Source organism: Streptomyces sp. GL_141 (assembly GCF_057834385.1).
Genome location: NZ_CM174402.1, coordinates 8,190,894 through 8,203,872, shown reverse-complemented (window position 1 = coordinate 8,203,872; position 12,979 = coordinate 8,190,894). Strand labels below are relative to the sequence as shown.

General features: G+C 73.0%; 13 protein-coding genes and 1 riboswitch. Of the genes, 6 read left to right on the top strand and 7 right to left on the bottom strand.

What is annotated here, in order from left to right:
• Positions 1–16: 16 nt before the first annotated feature.
• Complete coding sequence (locus AC3IX6_RS36470; RefSeq protein ID WP_489367565.1) at positions 17–793, bottom strand: IclR family transcriptional regulator; 777 nt, start codon at positions 791–793, stop codon at positions 17–19.
• Positions 794–850: 57 nt separating this feature from the next.
• Between AC3IX6_RS36470 and dhaM the strand changes: the two genes are divergently transcribed.
• Genes dhaM through AC3IX6_RS36455 form a run of 3 tightly spaced genes read left to right on the top strand, consistent with a single transcriptional unit; the run spans position 851 to position 2,525 of the window.
• The gene (gene dhaM / locus AC3IX6_RS36465) at positions 851–1,246 is read left to right on the top strand and encodes a dihydroxyacetone kinase phosphoryl donor subunit DhaM (RefSeq protein ID WP_489367564.1); all 396 of its coding nucleotides are present in this window, start codon (positions 851–853) and stop codon (positions 1,244–1,246) included.
• Positions 1,230–1,514, top strand: coding sequence for an HPr family phosphocarrier protein (locus AC3IX6_RS36460; protein ID WP_489367563.1), 285 nt, complete (start codon positions 1,230–1,232; stop codon positions 1,512–1,514). The genes dhaM and AC3IX6_RS36460 overlap by 17 nt, the downstream gene beginning before the upstream one ends.
• Positions 1,515–1,553: 39 nt before the next feature.
• Positions 1,554–2,525 carry an aldo/keto reductase gene (locus AC3IX6_RS36455; protein WP_489367562.1) on the top strand — a complete coding sequence of 324 codons (972 nt, stop codon included), beginning with the start codon at positions 1,554–1,556 and terminating at the stop codon, positions 2,523–2,525.
• Between the two features lie 84 nt (positions 2,526–2,609).
• On the opposite strand, the gene AC3IX6_RS36450 is transcribed toward AC3IX6_RS36455, so the two are convergent.
• Both AC3IX6_RS36450 and AC3IX6_RS36445 read right to left on the bottom strand, forming a co-directional pair.
• Complete coding sequence (locus AC3IX6_RS36450; protein ID WP_489367561.1) at positions 2,610–4,742, bottom strand: discoidin domain-containing protein; 2,133 nt, start codon at positions 4,740–4,742, stop codon at positions 2,610–2,612.
• A gap of 37 nt (positions 4,743–4,779) precedes the next feature.
• A complete protein-coding gene (locus tag AC3IX6_RS36445) occupies positions 4,780–5,535 on the bottom strand; it encodes a type 1 glutamine amidotransferase domain-containing protein (RefSeq protein ID WP_489367560.1) in 756 nt (251 codons plus the stop codon).
• 239 nt (positions 5,536–5,774) lie between these two features.
• Between AC3IX6_RS36445 and AC3IX6_RS36440 the strand changes: the two genes are divergently transcribed.
• The 3 genes from AC3IX6_RS36440 to AC3IX6_RS36430 all read left to right on the top strand — a co-directional run bounded on the left by AC3IX6_RS36440 (position 5,775) and on the right by AC3IX6_RS36430 (position 8,087).
• A complete protein-coding gene (locus AC3IX6_RS36440; RefSeq protein ID WP_489367559.1) occupies positions 5,775–6,794 on the top strand; it encodes an AraC family transcriptional regulator in 1,020 nt (339 codons plus the stop codon).
• Between the two features lie 52 nt (positions 6,795–6,846).
• Positions 6,847–6,909, top strand: a riboswitch (guanidine-III (ykkC-III) riboswitch).
• A gap of 75 nt (positions 6,910–6,984) precedes the next feature.
• Positions 6,985–7,437, top strand: coding sequence for an Ohr family peroxiredoxin (locus AC3IX6_RS36435; protein ID WP_489367558.1), 453 nt, complete (start codon positions 6,985–6,987; stop codon positions 7,435–7,437).
• A 74-nt stretch (positions 7,438–7,511) separates the two neighbouring features.
• Entirely contained in the window at positions 7,512–8,087 is a 576-nt protein-coding gene (locus AC3IX6_RS36430) for a putative glycolipid-binding domain-containing protein (protein ID WP_489367557.1), read from the top strand.
• On the opposite strand, the gene AC3IX6_RS36425 is transcribed toward AC3IX6_RS36430, so the two are convergent.
• The 4 genes from AC3IX6_RS36425 to AC3IX6_RS36410 form a co-directional block, all read right to left on the bottom strand.
• Positions 8,077–9,414, bottom strand: a complete 1,338-nt coding sequence (locus AC3IX6_RS36425; RefSeq protein WP_489371666.1) for an aldehyde dehydrogenase family protein — start codon at positions 9,412–9,414, stop codon at positions 8,077–8,079. The two genes, AC3IX6_RS36430 and AC3IX6_RS36425, sit on opposite strands and share 11 nt — an antisense overlap.
• Positions 9,415–9,568: 154 nt before the next feature.
• Positions 9,569–10,885 carry a flavin monoamine oxidase family protein gene (locus tag AC3IX6_RS36420; RefSeq protein WP_489367556.1) on the bottom strand — a complete coding sequence of 439 codons (1,317 nt, stop codon included), beginning with the start codon at positions 10,883–10,885 and terminating at the stop codon, positions 9,569–9,571.
• Between the two features lie 88 nt (positions 10,886–10,973).
• Entirely contained in the window at positions 10,974–12,071 is a 1,098-nt protein-coding gene (locus AC3IX6_RS36415; protein ID WP_489367555.1) for an ABC transporter ATP-binding protein, read from the bottom strand.
• Between the two features lie 5 nt (positions 12,072–12,076).
• Complete coding sequence (locus tag AC3IX6_RS36410) at positions 12,077–12,925, bottom strand: ABC transporter permease (protein WP_489367554.1); 849 nt, start codon at positions 12,923–12,925, stop codon at positions 12,077–12,079.
• Positions 12,926–12,979 lie beyond the last annotated feature (54 nt).

The following is a 12,979-nucleotide window of genomic DNA, read 5'->3' as shown; positions in this document are numbered from 1 at the left end:
AGAGCGGACCGAAAGGTCAGGCGCCCGCGCGCCGGGCGGTCCCCCTGGGCGCACCCAGGTCGCGGGAGAGGTTGCGGGCGGTCTCCCGGACCGCGACGGCCAGCTCCCCGCGCGCCGCTTCGGCCAGCAGGCGCTCGACGGGACCCACGATCCCGATGGCCCCCACCACATCACCCGAACGGTCGAAGACGGGGGACGCGATGCCCGCGTCACCGATGGCGGACTCCTGGTCCTCCAGCGCGTAGCCCGTCCTGTGGACCTCGTCCAGCTGACCCGCCAGCTGCTGCCGGTCGACGACGCTGGAGCCGGTGAGCACCGCGAGTTCGCCGGCGAGCAGCTGCTCGCGCACGGCGGGCGGCGCCCAGGCCACGACGGCCTTGCCGAGGGCGCAAGTGCTCCACGGGATGGTGGCGCCCACTTCGAGGATCTGCACGGCGCCTTCCGGGCGGAAGGCGTGGTGGACCACCAGGACGTGATCGTCGGTGAGTACGGCCACCCAAACGGCTTCACCGGTCCGGATGGCGAGCTGGTCGGCCCAGGTCAGCGACCGGGTCCGGAGCTCCTGGGTGTCCAGGTAGGCGTTGCCGAGCCGGACGAGGGCGGGCCCGAGCTGGTACTTGGAGGAATCCTTGTCCTGGACCACCATGCCCTCGGCCTCCAGTGTGCGGAGCAGGCCGTGGACGGTGGGCTTGGACACGCCCAGGCGGTCGGCCAGCTCGGTCACACCCAGCCGGGGCCCCGTGGTCGCGAGCTCCCGCAAGATGCGGGCCGCCCGCTGTACCGCCTGAACCATAAGTTACTCCCCGTTCAGCATTGCTGAATCTCGTTTCGAGAATTAGTGTCATTGTTCATGAGCACCACACCTGTCGGCATCGTACTCGTCTCACACAGCGCCGAGCTCGCGGCGGGCCTTCGCCTGCTGCTCGAGCAGCTCGGCTCGGATGACGTCCCCGTCACCACCGCCGGAGGCACCGAGGACGGCCGGATCGGCACCAGCTACGACCTGGTCCTCGCAGCGATCACGGAAGCGGACCGCGGAGCCGGCGTCCTCGTCATCCCCGACCTCGGCAGTTCCGTCCTCACCACCAAGACCGTCCTGGAAGACCACCCCCGCGCCGACGTGCTGATCGTCGACGCGCCCTTCGTCGAAGGAGCCGTCGCCGCCGTGGTCACCGCCTCGTCCGGGGCCGACCTGGAGACGGTCTCCCACGCAGCCAGAGAGGCTCGCCATGCAGTCAAGTTCTGAGACCGCCACCACGACGCCGCACGAGATCACCGTCGTCCTGCCCGCCAACCTGCACGCCCGCCCCGCGGGCAAGCTCGCCCGGGCGGCCGCCGGCTTCGCCAGCTCCGTACGGCTCGAACACGGCGGCAGGACGGTCAACCCGACCGGCGTCCTCGCCGTAATGGGCCTGGGCGCAACCGCCGGAAGCACCGTGACCGTGCGTGCCGAAGGCTCCGACGCGCACGAGGCCGCCACCGCGCTGGCCGATATCCTCGCCACCGCCGAATAGCACCGCCCCGCCGCCACTCCACCGGAAGAGCCGCCGGCCATGCCCGTACCTCCCGCACGCCCCCAGTCGCCGGTCGAGCGGATGGGACTGGGCCTGGCCGCAGTCGGCCGGCCCGGCTACATCACCCTCGGACGCGAACGCGACCTGCCGGCCGCGCGCACCTTCGCCGCGATGCGCCGCCGCACCCACGAACTCCTCGACCTGGCCCACGCCCGCGGGATCCGCTACGTCGACACCGCGCGCTCCTACGGCCACGCCGAGGAGTTCCTCTCCAACTGGCTGACCAGCCGCAGGCCCCCGCGGAGCCTGCTCGTCGGCAGCAAGTGGGGATACACCTACACCGGCTCCTGGAACACCCGCGCCCCGGTCCCCGAGGTCAAGGACCACGGCATCGGCGCCTACGACCGGCAGGTCGCCGAGACCCGGTCGTGGCTCGGCAGCCGGCTCGACCTCTACCAGGTCCACTCGGTCACCCCCGACAGCCCGGCCCTCACCGACACCGCCCTGCACCGCCGGCTCGCCGCGCTCGCGACCGCGGGCGTCACCGTGGGCCTGACGACGAGCGGCCCCGGCCAGCGCGACGCCATCCGCGCCGCCCTGGAGCTCACCGTCGACGGCCGACCGCTGTTCGGCAGCGTGCAGGCGACCTGGAACCTGCTGGAGACCTCCGCCGGACCGGCTCTGGCCGAAGCGCACGAAGCCGGCCTGACCGTCATCGTCAAGGAGGCCCTCGCCAACGGACGTCTGGCCGGGACGCAGCCCGTCCCTCCGGTCCTCGCCTCGCTCGCGGAGGCGACGAACGCCCCGTTCGACGCCGTCGCCCTGGCCGCGGCACTCCACCAGCCGTGGGCCCGCATCGTCCTCTCCGGTGCCGCCACGACCCGGCACCTCACCGCCAACCTGCAGGCGACCGGGGTGAACCTCGACGCCGAGCAGCTCACCCGGCTCTCGGCCCTGGCCGAGACACCTGAGGCCTACTGGTCCCACAGATCCCGGCTGCCGTGGAACTAGCGGGTACGGAGCTCTGCTCCGCACGAGGGTGCCCCCGGGTCGCACGCGCCGGGGGCACCTTTGTGTCGTGTGGGCGTCGTGTCGCTACGGGGCAGCCACCGGCATGACGTGGCCGAGCAGGCCTTCCTTCACGTAAGGCCCTTCGCAGTCGGGCCTGTTGGAGACGAAGTGGTCGAACACCGAAGGTGCGTAGCACCGGTAGAGGGGGACCGAGCCCGGTACCGCCCTGGTGTACGCGTATCCGACCGCGCCCAGGGGCTGTTGCCCCTCGCACCCCGGGTCGGGGGTGAGCAGCGAGTGGTTCGCCACCTTGCACTCGTAGAGCCGTACCGTGCCGGGCGCGGGGTCCCGCAGCAGCTTCCAGACTCCCTCGTGGGTGAATCCCGCGGGCAGGGGGCGCGAGGAGGCCAGGTGACCGGCGTAGGGGCGGTGGCCGCGGACCAGTGGTACGTACGGGGTGGTGTGGCCGGCGGCTCCCGCCCAGGTGCGCAGGTACCCCTCGGCTCCCCGCATGAGCTCGTCGACCACGTCCTGACCGCCGGTGACCCGGATGTCCTCGATCCAGTCCGGTACGAGGCCGTAGTGGGTGCCGCCGCCGTCGGTGTTGACGTCCCAGACGCGCGAGCCGGTGACCTGGCGGTCGAGGACCGAGCCGCCGTCGGGGCTGCGGAAGGGGTAGCGGACGGGGTTCCCGGCCGCCGCCCGGGGACCGGGGAGCCAGGCGAAGCCGTTCATGTCGGTGCCGATCCCGTACCCGGCGCCGTACTTGGACCGCAGGGAGGCGTGCCGGCGCGCCTCGGCGGCGAAGGCGGGCGCCTCGTACATGTGGCCCGTGATGAAGCCGCCCAGGCGGTAGACCCGTTCGGTCCAGCTGTCGTCCATCCAGCCGTGGGTGGAGAGCACGCCGGAGTAGCGTTCGGCTTCGAGCACGCGCAGCGCCTGGTTGGCCGCCTTGACGCTCATGTGGTCGATTTCCAGCATCATGTTGCGCTTGGTCATCCCGAGCACCGCGTACTCGCCCAGGGCGGTCAGGCCCCGGCGGTTGCACTGCGCCGCCTGCAAGGAGGCGCCGTAGTCGGGCAGTTCGACACCCTCCGGCAGTGCGCTCCGGATCCTGGCCTCCGCCTCCTCGCGGGAGGTGGCGGTGTTCTCGGCCGTCACGGCGGCGCCCGTCCCCTCATGGCCCTCGGCGGCCAGCCCGAAGCCGATCGGGTTGTCGTGTGCGGCGCCGGGGCAGGGCTCCGTGCTCCAGAAGGTGCCCGTCGACAGGAACTGGCCGGCGTTGATGGCCATGCCCTGGGTGCCCGAGTCGAACCGGACTCCGCACAGGGCATTGTCGAACTTGTGGCACAGGAACATGCTGCGCACGCCCAGCCGGTGGAGTTCGTCGAGGCCACGGTCGATGTCGGCCATGGTGCAGCGGGCACCGTCCAGCACCTGCTTGCAGCCGAACGGTTCGGAGGTCTCCACCCCGAGGACGACGGCGAGCTTGCCCTCCTCGATGACCTTGCGGGCCTGGCCCGGCTCGGTGACGACCCGGAACCAGCCCTTGCCGGGGCCGCCGTACATGGCGTCGACGTGGTCCTGGAGCTCGTACGTCTTCTGGATCTGGAGCCTGATCGCGGTCATCTCGTCGCAGCCGCGGTCCTTGAAGAAGTACAGCGAGCAGATGACGCCGTTGGTGACCATGTCGTTCACCAGGATCCGCTGGCCGCCCCGCCAGGCCCGCTCCACCCAGGCGTAGTACGTCTGCTGGTGGGTGGAGGAGTCGTGGGCCGGCCAGTCGCGGAACGTCGGCCAGCCGGTGGGGTCGTGCCGGCCGTCACCGCCCTTGGTGATCATGTCGAAGAGGGCGAGGACGCCGTTCGGGTAGTGCTCCGGGCAGTCCCCGAGCGCGTCCGCCGCCCCGGCCGTGGAGAAGACCTTTCCGCAGACCAGCCGTCCTCCGAAGCCCTCGTTGGACATCAGGTGGACGTGCCCGTCCACGTATCCGCGGACCCGGCCCTGGGCGTCGGTCCCGGTGAACGGCTCCCCCGTGACGTTGACCTGCGAGTCCGGGGCCGGGCGCGCCACCGGCTCCCACCACTGCGGGCCCGCCGACGCGCCGGCGGCCGAGGGGCCGAGCAGCAGGGTGACCAGTGCGAGGACCAGGCCGGTTAACAGGTACCGGCTTCGCCCGAGGGCTCTCCTTCGCCCGAGGGCTCTTCGTCGGTTCATCCCCATCCCTTTCTCCTTTTCTCTTTCACGATGCGTTTCACGACATGACGTGGGTGCGGACCAGGGCCAGGTAGTCGGCCGCCAGCCGGTGGCAGTCGCCGGGCCACCGCGCGGAGACGTAGTTGCCGTCCTTGACGGTGAAGCCGCGTCCGGGCCGGGCGGCGGTGTCGCGGACGGGCAGCGGCGGGCCGGCGAGGAAGTGGGCCGGATCGGCAAGGGCCGCGGTGACCTCCTGCTGAACGGTGGTGCGGTACGTGCGGTAGTAGCGGCCCAGCCAGAGCCGGGTGAGGTTCCAACCGGTCAGCTCCAGCAGGGACGTCAGGGCCGTCGTCCGCCGGCCGTGGAGGACCGAGCGCCCGGTGGCGGGATCCTTGGCGCGGGCGGCGAGCAGCACGCCGTGGCAGACGGCCCCCACCGGCAGCCCCTGGGTGAAGGTCCGGGCGAACAGGTACTGGGCGGTGGCGTCCTCCAGCAGCGTGCGCATGCCCGCGGCGTGGCCGCCGGGGACGAACAGGCCCGTGATGTCGGCCGGGTCCACCTCCCTGTACGAGGAGGGGGCGAGGAAATGGGGGTCCTCGGTGAGGTACCGGTAGGCGGCGAGCTCGGCGCGGCGGGTCATCAGCCAGGGAGACAGCCAGGAGAAGCCGAGGTCCGTGAGCCGGGGATCGGCGTACGCGGCCTTCCCGTCCGGGGTCGCGAACCGCACATCGAAGCCGGCGTCCCGCAGCGCGGCCCAGGGCACGGCCGCCTCGGTGGGGTCGTAGTCGCCCGCGGGGAGCAGGAAGAGAATCACGGCGTACTCCTCTGAGCGGTGGTGACCGGGACGGCGGCGGGGCAGAACGTCCCCGGCGCTGCGGAGGCCCTGAGTCCCCCGCTGCCCGCAGGCCGACCTTAGGAGCGGCCCGCGGCCCCGTCATTGACTCCGGCGGCCAACCCGTTGACTCTCCGGACCCGCCCGGGCGGTCGTCCCCCGGGGCGGTGGGGTGGGGTGCGGTGTTGACGGGGGCGGCGCGCCCGCATTGACTGACCGATGTGTCAGTCATCGAGCCGCCCTCCGTCACCGCGTGCTACGCCCTCGCCGTCCTGAGCGCCACGGTGGAGGGCGCCCGCGGGCCGGCTTCCTGGGCCCTGCCCACGGACCGGCTGGAGTTCGGCGAGATGCGCGCCCTGTGGGACGAAGTGCTCGGCGCCGTGGGCGCGGGCCCGCACACCGGGCTCCTCGTCGGTGACCGCATCAGGCCCGAGGGCCTGCACATCCTGGGCCACCTCGTCCTCACCTGCGCCAGCCTCGCGGACGCCGCGCAGGCGGCCGAGCGCTACCACCCGCTGGTGAGCCAGGCCGGCACGGTGACCCTGCACCGCCACGACGGCGTCGGCCGGGTCTGCTACCGGCCGACCGTCGCCCCCGCGGCCATGCACCCCCAGCAGGTGGAGGCGGTCGTCAGCAGCATGGTGCGGGCGGGCCGCTGGATCGCCGGCGACGACTGGGCACCCCTGGCCGTGTCGTTCGCCCACCCCCGCAGGGGCGCGGCGCAGCCGTACGCCGACGTCCTCGGCTGTCCCGTCGCCTTCGACGCCCCGGAGACGGCGATCACGGTCGCCGACGCGGACCTCGACCGGCGCCGCCCCCTCTACGACCCGGCGCTCAACGCCCTGCACCGCTCCTACGCCGACCGGCTGCTGGACCGGCTGTCCGCCGCCGGGACCGTCGCCGAGCGCGTACGGCAGTGGCTGGAGGACGCCGCGCTGGCGGACGCCGGCCCCGAGGGCCCCGCCGGGGAGCTCAGCCTCAGCGTCCGGACCCTGCGCAGGGCCCTGCACGCGGAGGGCACGTCGTGGCGCGCGCTCCTCGACACGGCCCGCCACGGCCGGGCCGGGCGGCTGCTGGAGACCACGGACCTGCCGCTGGACCGGATCGCGCCGCTCGTCGGCCTGAGCGGCGCGACGGCCCTGGTCCGTGCCTTCACCCGGTGGGAGGGCATGCCGCCGGGGGCGTACCGGAGCAGGCACCGGCCCGCGTCCGCGGATCGCGACGGGGCCGGGCGCGGGTGAGGAGGGTCACCGCGGGTGACGCCCCGGACGGCCGTCCCCGTTGCTAGATTGTCCGGCGGCCGACCCAAGGCCCCGGACGAGATGCGCCGTACCCGGTTACGCACGACGACGCGCGAGGTGCCGCACGAGCGGCGCCTTCCGCTGTCCGCGCCCGGGCAGCGTCCTCGTCGAGCAAGATGGGCCGAACGCCATGACCGTGCCACTCACCCGCAGCCTGTACCGGACGACCGCGCACGCCTCCGGGGGCCGTACCGGGTCCGTCCGCACCGACGACGGGCGCCTGGACGTCCGCCTCGCCCCGCCGCGCAAGAAGGTCCCGGGCACCACCAACCCCGAGCAGCTCTTCGCGGCCGGTTTCGCCGCCTGCTTCACCTCCGCGCTCGCGGAGGTCGCCGCCGAGTTCGGGGCGGACGCCTCCGCCGCGAACGTGGCGTGCGAAGTACAGCTCGGCACGACGGACACGCCGGCGGGCTACGGCCTCGCGGTGGCCCTCACCGTCAGCCTGCCCGGGTGGCGGGCCGCGGACCTGCAGCCGCTGCTGCACCGGGCGGACGCGGTCTGCCCCTACGCGCAGGCCGTGCGCGGCAACATCCCGCTGACGCTCCTGGCGGTGGACGACCCCGCCACCGGCGACGGAGCCTGAGCCCGGCGCGACGCGGCGCGGGAGGACGCCTGCGGCTGCCGGCCGGGCACCGCGCGGGCGGATACGGTGACGGCATGAGCGGATCCCGGCGCCTCGTGCGCACCTGGGAGGTCTTCCCCGGCTCGGGTTACTCGACCGCCTGGGTCGACCTCGGTCAGGGCGCCCTGGCCGCGCGCGGGCGCGCCGTCGGTCTGGACCCCGAGCCGTACTGGCTGGCGTACGCGCTCGAAACGTCCGACGGCTACGTGACCTCGCGCCTCCACCTGACGGTCGAGACGGCGGCGTCGACCCGCGAGCTGGACCTGCGGAACGACTCCGGACGCTGGACCGTGGACGGCGCGTACCGCCCCGATCTCGACGGCGCGTTCGACTGCGACCTGGGCCTCTGCCCGCTGACCAACACCATGCCCGTGCTCCGCCACGGCCTGCACCAGCGGCCCGGAACCGGACCGCACCACTTCCTCATGGCCTGGGTCTCGGTCCCGGACCTCGCCGTCAGTGCGGACCGGCAGACGTACACGCATCTCGCGCGCGCCGAGCACGGCGCGCGCGTCCGCTACGCGTCCGACGGCTTCCGCGCGGACATCGTCTTCGACGAGGACGGTCTGGTCCTGGACTACCCCTCCCTGGCCGCCTCGCTCACAGCATGACGTGCTTGGCCTGGGTGTAGTCCAGGAGGCCGGACAGGGAGAGGTCGCTGCCGTAGCCGGAGTGTTTGACTCCGCCGTGGGGCATCTCGGAGACGGTGGTGCCGTGGGTGTTCACCCAGACGATGCCGGTGTGCAGGGCGCGGGTGGCACGCATCGCGCGGTCGTGGTCGGTGGTCCACACGCTCGCGGCCAGGCCGAAGCGCACTCCGTTGGCGAGGTGCAGGGCCTCTGCCTCGTCCGCGAAGGACTGGACGGTCACGACGGGTCCGAAGATCTCCTCCTGCACGATCTCGTCGTCCTGGCGGACGCCCGCGACCACGGTCGGCTCGTGGAAGAAGCCGGGGCGCGGGAGCCTGCTGCCGCCGGCGACGATCCCGGCGTGGGGTGCGAGACGGTCCAGGAGGCCCTGTACGGCGGCCAGTTGGACGGAGCTGTTGAGGGGGCCGAAGTCTGCGCCGGCGCGAAGCCCGGCCGTGTGGGCGGCGAAGGCCGCGAGGAACGCGTCGTGGATCCGGCGGTGGACCAGGAGCCGGGTGGGTGCGGTGCAGTCCTGGCCGGCGTTGTAGAAGGCGACCGCGGCGAGCGCTGCGGCGGTGGCCTCCACGTCCACGTCCTCGTGGACGATGGCGGGTGCGTTGCCGCCGAGTTCCAGGTGGACCCGTTTGAGGCCGGCCGCGGCGGCCGCCGCGATCTCCTGTCCGGCGCGGACGCTGCCGGTGACGGCGATCAGGGCGACCGCCGGATGGGCGGTGAGGGCGCGGCCGGTGTCGCGGTCCCCGCAGACGACGTTGAGCACGCCCGGCGGCAGGTGATCCGCGGCGATCCGGGCCAAGAGTACGGACGAGGTCGGGGTGGTGTCGGCGGGCTTGAGCACAGTGGTGTTGCCGGCGGCGATGGCCGGAGCGATCTTCCATGCGGCCATCATCAGCGGGTAGTTCCAGGGGGTGATCTGGGCGCAGACCCCGACCGCTTCGCGGCGCAGCAGGGAGGTGCGGCCCTCGGTGTACTCGGCCGCGGCGGCGCCCGGGAGGTTCCGGGCGGCTCCGGCGAAGTAGCGGACGGCGTCGACGATCGCGGGCAGCTCCTCGTCCCTGAACTGCGCGGCGGGCTTTCCGGTGTCCCCGGTCTCGGCGGCCGTGAAGGCCTCCGCGTGCGCCTCGATGGCGTCGGCGATGCCGAGGAGGGCGCGCTGGCGGACTGCCGGGGTGGTGGTGGACCAGTGCCCGTACGCGGCCGCCGCCGCGAAGCAGGCCGCGTCCGTGTCGGCGGGGCCCGAGCGCGGGGCGTGACGGTGCACGCGCCCGGTGGCGGGGTCGGTGAGGGGCATGGTCGCGCCGGAGGCGGCGGGCCGGTCCGCTCCCCCGATGTGGTTGTGCAGGGGCCCGGGGTGGCCCTGCGAGGGCGCGGTCTGGTCGTGCGCGGGCCCGGTCTGGTCGTGCGGCGCGGTGGGGTCGTGCGGCGCGATGAAGTCGTGCGGAGCGTCAGCCACGGCGCAGGGCCTCCTCGGCGGCGGCGCGTCCGGTGCGGACGGCGCCTTCCATGTATCCGGCCACCCACTGGTCGGACCCGCAGACGTAGAAGGGGGGTTCGTGGGTGCCGTGCCGGGGGCCGACGGCCATGACGTCACCGGGGGTCCACTGGGTGACGTACCCCTGGGTCCACGGGTCGGTGCCCCACATCCGGATGAACGTGGCGAGCGGCCGGTACGCCTCGTCTCCGTAGAGGCGCGCGATGTCGGCCAGCAGTTCGGCGGTGCGCAGGGGGCCGGGCGTGCCGAGGAGGACGCCGTAGCGTTCGGGCGGGACGAGGGCGGAGAGGATGCCTTCGCTCTGGGGCCAGGTGCTGCCGAGGACTCCCTCACTTTCGGAGAGGCCGCTGAGGCCCTGGTCGCGCCAGAAGGGTCTGGCGTACGCGGCGGTGAACTTGGCGGCGAGGGCGTGGCGTTGGCGGTGCAGGGAGGCGAGCCGTTCAGCGCAGACCCCGGTGACGGCGACCGCGCGGAGCGGTCCGGCCGGAAGCGCGCTGACCACGGCGGCGGCGGTGAGGGTTTCGCCGCCTGCCAGGCGTACGGAGCTGCGGCCGGGCCGCCGTACGGCGACCGCCTCGACGGGTGAGCCCGTACGGATCCGGCCGCCGAGGCCCTCGGCCATGCGCAGGGCCACGGTCGCCGAACCCTCGGCCACGCGCAGGCCCTCCCACGCCTCGTACTCGTAGTGGCCGGTGCCGGGTACGGCAGCGTGTTTGCGGAGGGCCGCGAGCAGGGAGGTCCGTTCGCAGGAGCCGTCGGCGAGGGCGAGTTGGCCGATCTCCCAGAGGCGTACGACCGCCCGGGTGGCGCCCTGGGAGCGGAGCCAGTCGCCGACGGACAGCCGGTCCAGGTGCGCGGCCTCGGGGTGGGCCCAGGGGTCGGCCGGGTCCACGCCGGCGGCGAGCGCCGTGAAAGCGGCGCCGACCTTGGCGTGGCAGGCGTCGTCGCCTGGGCCGAACCAGTGGGGCGGGTCCCCGGCGGAGACTCCTTCGGGGGTGGCGCGGACGAGGGCGCCGGGCTCGGCGACGTAGCTCGGGACCAGGGTGAGGCCCAGTTCCGCGGCCAGGGCGGTGTAGGCGGTGTGGGCCCGGCCCACCACCTCGCCGCCGAGCTGGACCAGCCGGCCGTCGGGGAGGCTGGTCTGCTCGACGCGTCCGCCGACCCGGTCGCGGGCCTCGACGACGAGGACGTCGGCCCCGCCCGCGGCCAGGTCGCGCGCGGCGGCGAGACCTGCCAGTCCGGCGCCGAGCACGATGACGTCGTGGTTCATGGGGTGTGCTTCCTTCGGTCGGTGCCGGGTGAGGGCGGGGGCGAGGGGAGGACCGGTCAGTCGAGGGCCGGTCAGGCTAGGAGCGGGGTCAGTCGAGGACCAGGCAGTGTTCGGGGTTCCAGCCGATCTCGACCTGCTCGCCGCCGCTCCAGCGGTCCTCCATGCGGGAGCGGACGGTGTTCTGCTCCAGGACGGACACCGTGACGCCGGGGGCCAGTTCGATGAGGTAGGTGGTGGTCGGGCCGCAGTACACGGTTTCCCGGACGACTCCGCTGACCTGGGCCATGCCCGGTTCGAAGCCGGAGAGCCAGATCTTCTCCGGGCGGATCGAGAGGCTGACCCGGCTGCCGTCCGGGACGCCGGACCGGGGACCGACGGGCAGGGCGGGGCCCTGGTCGAGGACGACGCGGCCGGAGCGGTAGGTCCCCGGGACCAGGTTGGAGGTGCCCATGAAGGAGGCCGTGAAGCTGCTCGTGGGACGCTCGTACACGTCTTCCGGCGTGCCGCACTGCTCGATGCGGCCCTCGTTCATGACGGCGAGGCGGTCCGACATGGTCAGGGCCTCGTCCTGGTCGTGGGTGACGAAGACGAAGGTGATGCCGACCTCGCGCTGGATCTGCTTGAGCTCGACCTGCATCCGGCGGCGCAGTTTCAGGTCAAGGGCTGCCAGCGGCTCGTCCAGGAGCAGGACTTGGGGCCGGTTGACCAGGGCGCGGGCGAGGGCCACGCGCTGGCGCTGGCCGCCGGAGAGCGTGGGCGGTTTGCGGCCGGCCAGCTCCCCGAGCTGCACGAGGTCCAGCATCTCGCCGACCCGTCGGCGGATCTCGGCGCGGGGTACGCCGCTGCGCTTGAGGCCGAAGGCCACGTTGTCGGCGAGCGAGAGGTGGTCGAAGAGGGCATAGCTCTGGAAGACGGTGTTGACGTTGCGCTTGTTGGGCGGCAGGCCCGTGACGTCCTCGCCGTCGAGCAGGACGCTGCCCTCCGTGGGGTCGACGAAGCCTCCGGTCATGCGCAGCAGCGTGGTCTTTCCGCAGCCGGAGGGGCCGAGGAGGGAGAAGAACTCGCCCGGGGCGATGTCGAGGCTGACGTCGTGGACGGCGTAGGTGTCCGTGGTGCGGTACCGCTTGGCGACGTGGTCGAGCCGGACGGCAGGGTGCGGGTTCGGGTGCGGGTTCGGGTGGTGCATCGATGTCACTTCCCCGGGAGCAGATCGAGGCCGCCTCGGCGGCCGAAGAGGCGCGGGATGGAGAGCGCGAAGGCGATGAGGGCGATGGACCCGACGAGCATCAGGGTTCCGACGGCGTTGATGGTGGGCTGGACGCCGAACCTGATCGCCGAGTAGATGCGGACGGAGAGCGGTTGCGGGTCGACGCCGGTGGTGAAGTAGGCGAGGACGAAGTCGTCGAAGACCAGCGCGAAGATCAGTACCCCGGACGCGAGGATGCCGGGCAGCAGCGCGGGCAGGGTCACCAGGCGCAGGGCCTGTCCGCGGGTGGCGCCGAGGTCCATCGCCGCCTCCTCGACCTCCGGGTTCAGGGCGGCGATGCGGGAGCGCAGGATGACCGTGACGTAGGAGATGGAGAAGGTGACCTCGGCGAGCATCACGGTGGTGGTGGACAGGGTGATGCCGAGACCCTTGAAGAGCATCATCGACGCGACACCGGTGACGATCTCCGGGGTGACCAGCGGTACGAGCATGACCAGGCCGGCGAAGGAGCCGAGGCGGCCACGGCCGCGGACCAGGCCCAGGGCGAGGGTCACGCCGAGGACGAGCGAGACGGCCATCGCGACCAGGGACACCCGCAGGCTCATGCCGAACGAGCCGACGAGCACGTCGTCGCGGAGGAACGCGCGGTACCAGCGCAGGCTCACCCCGTCGAAGACGGTCAGGGACTTCTGCGCGTTGAAGGAGAACAGGACGACGACGCCGACGGGGAGGTAGAGCAGCGCGAAGAAGACCGCGGTGACGGCGATGGCGAAGCGGGGCCGGCGGTCGGCTCCGCGGCGCCGCTTCCCGCGCGGCGTACGAGGTGACGGCACCGGTGACGGGTCTGGTGACGGTGAAGGTGAAGGTGCCGTACGGGGAACGGGGCG

Coding starts and splice junctions, on each gene's coding strand:
- AC3IX6_RS36450 (WP_489367561.1), bottom strand. CDS start 4,742: ATGAACCGACGAAGAGCCCTCGGGCGAAGGAGAGCCCTCGGGCGAAGC.
- AC3IX6_RS36420 (WP_489367556.1), bottom strand. CDS start 10,885: ATGAACCACGACGTCATCGTGCTCGGCGCCGGACTGGCAGGTCTCGCC.
- AC3IX6_RS36460 (WP_489367563.1), top strand. CDS start 1,230: ATGCAGTCAAGTTCTGAGACCGCCACCACGACGCCGCACGAGATCACC.
- dhaM (WP_489367564.1), top strand. CDS start 851: ATGAGCACCACACCTGTCGGCATCGTACTCGTCTCACACAGCGCCGAG.
- AC3IX6_RS36455 (WP_489367562.1), top strand. CDS start 1,554: ATGCCCGTACCTCCCGCACGCCCCCAGTCGCCGGTCGAGCGGATGGGA.
- AC3IX6_RS36435 (WP_489367558.1), top strand. CDS start 6,985: ATGACCGTGCCACTCACCCGCAGCCTGTACCGGACGACCGCGCACGCC.
- AC3IX6_RS36415 (WP_489367555.1), bottom strand. CDS start 12,071: ATGCACCACCCGAACCCGCACCCGAACCCGCACCCTGCCGTCCGGCTC.
- AC3IX6_RS36470 (WP_489367565.1), bottom strand. CDS start 793: ATGGTTCAGGCGGTACAGCGGGCGGCCCGCATCTTGCGGGAGCTCGCG.
- AC3IX6_RS36430 (WP_489367557.1), top strand. CDS start 7,512: ATGAGCGGATCCCGGCGCCTCGTGCGCACCTGGGAGGTCTTCCCCGGC.
- AC3IX6_RS36425 (WP_489371666.1), bottom strand. CDS start 9,414: ATGCCCCTCACCGACCCCGCCACCGGGCGCGTGCACCGTCACGCCCCG.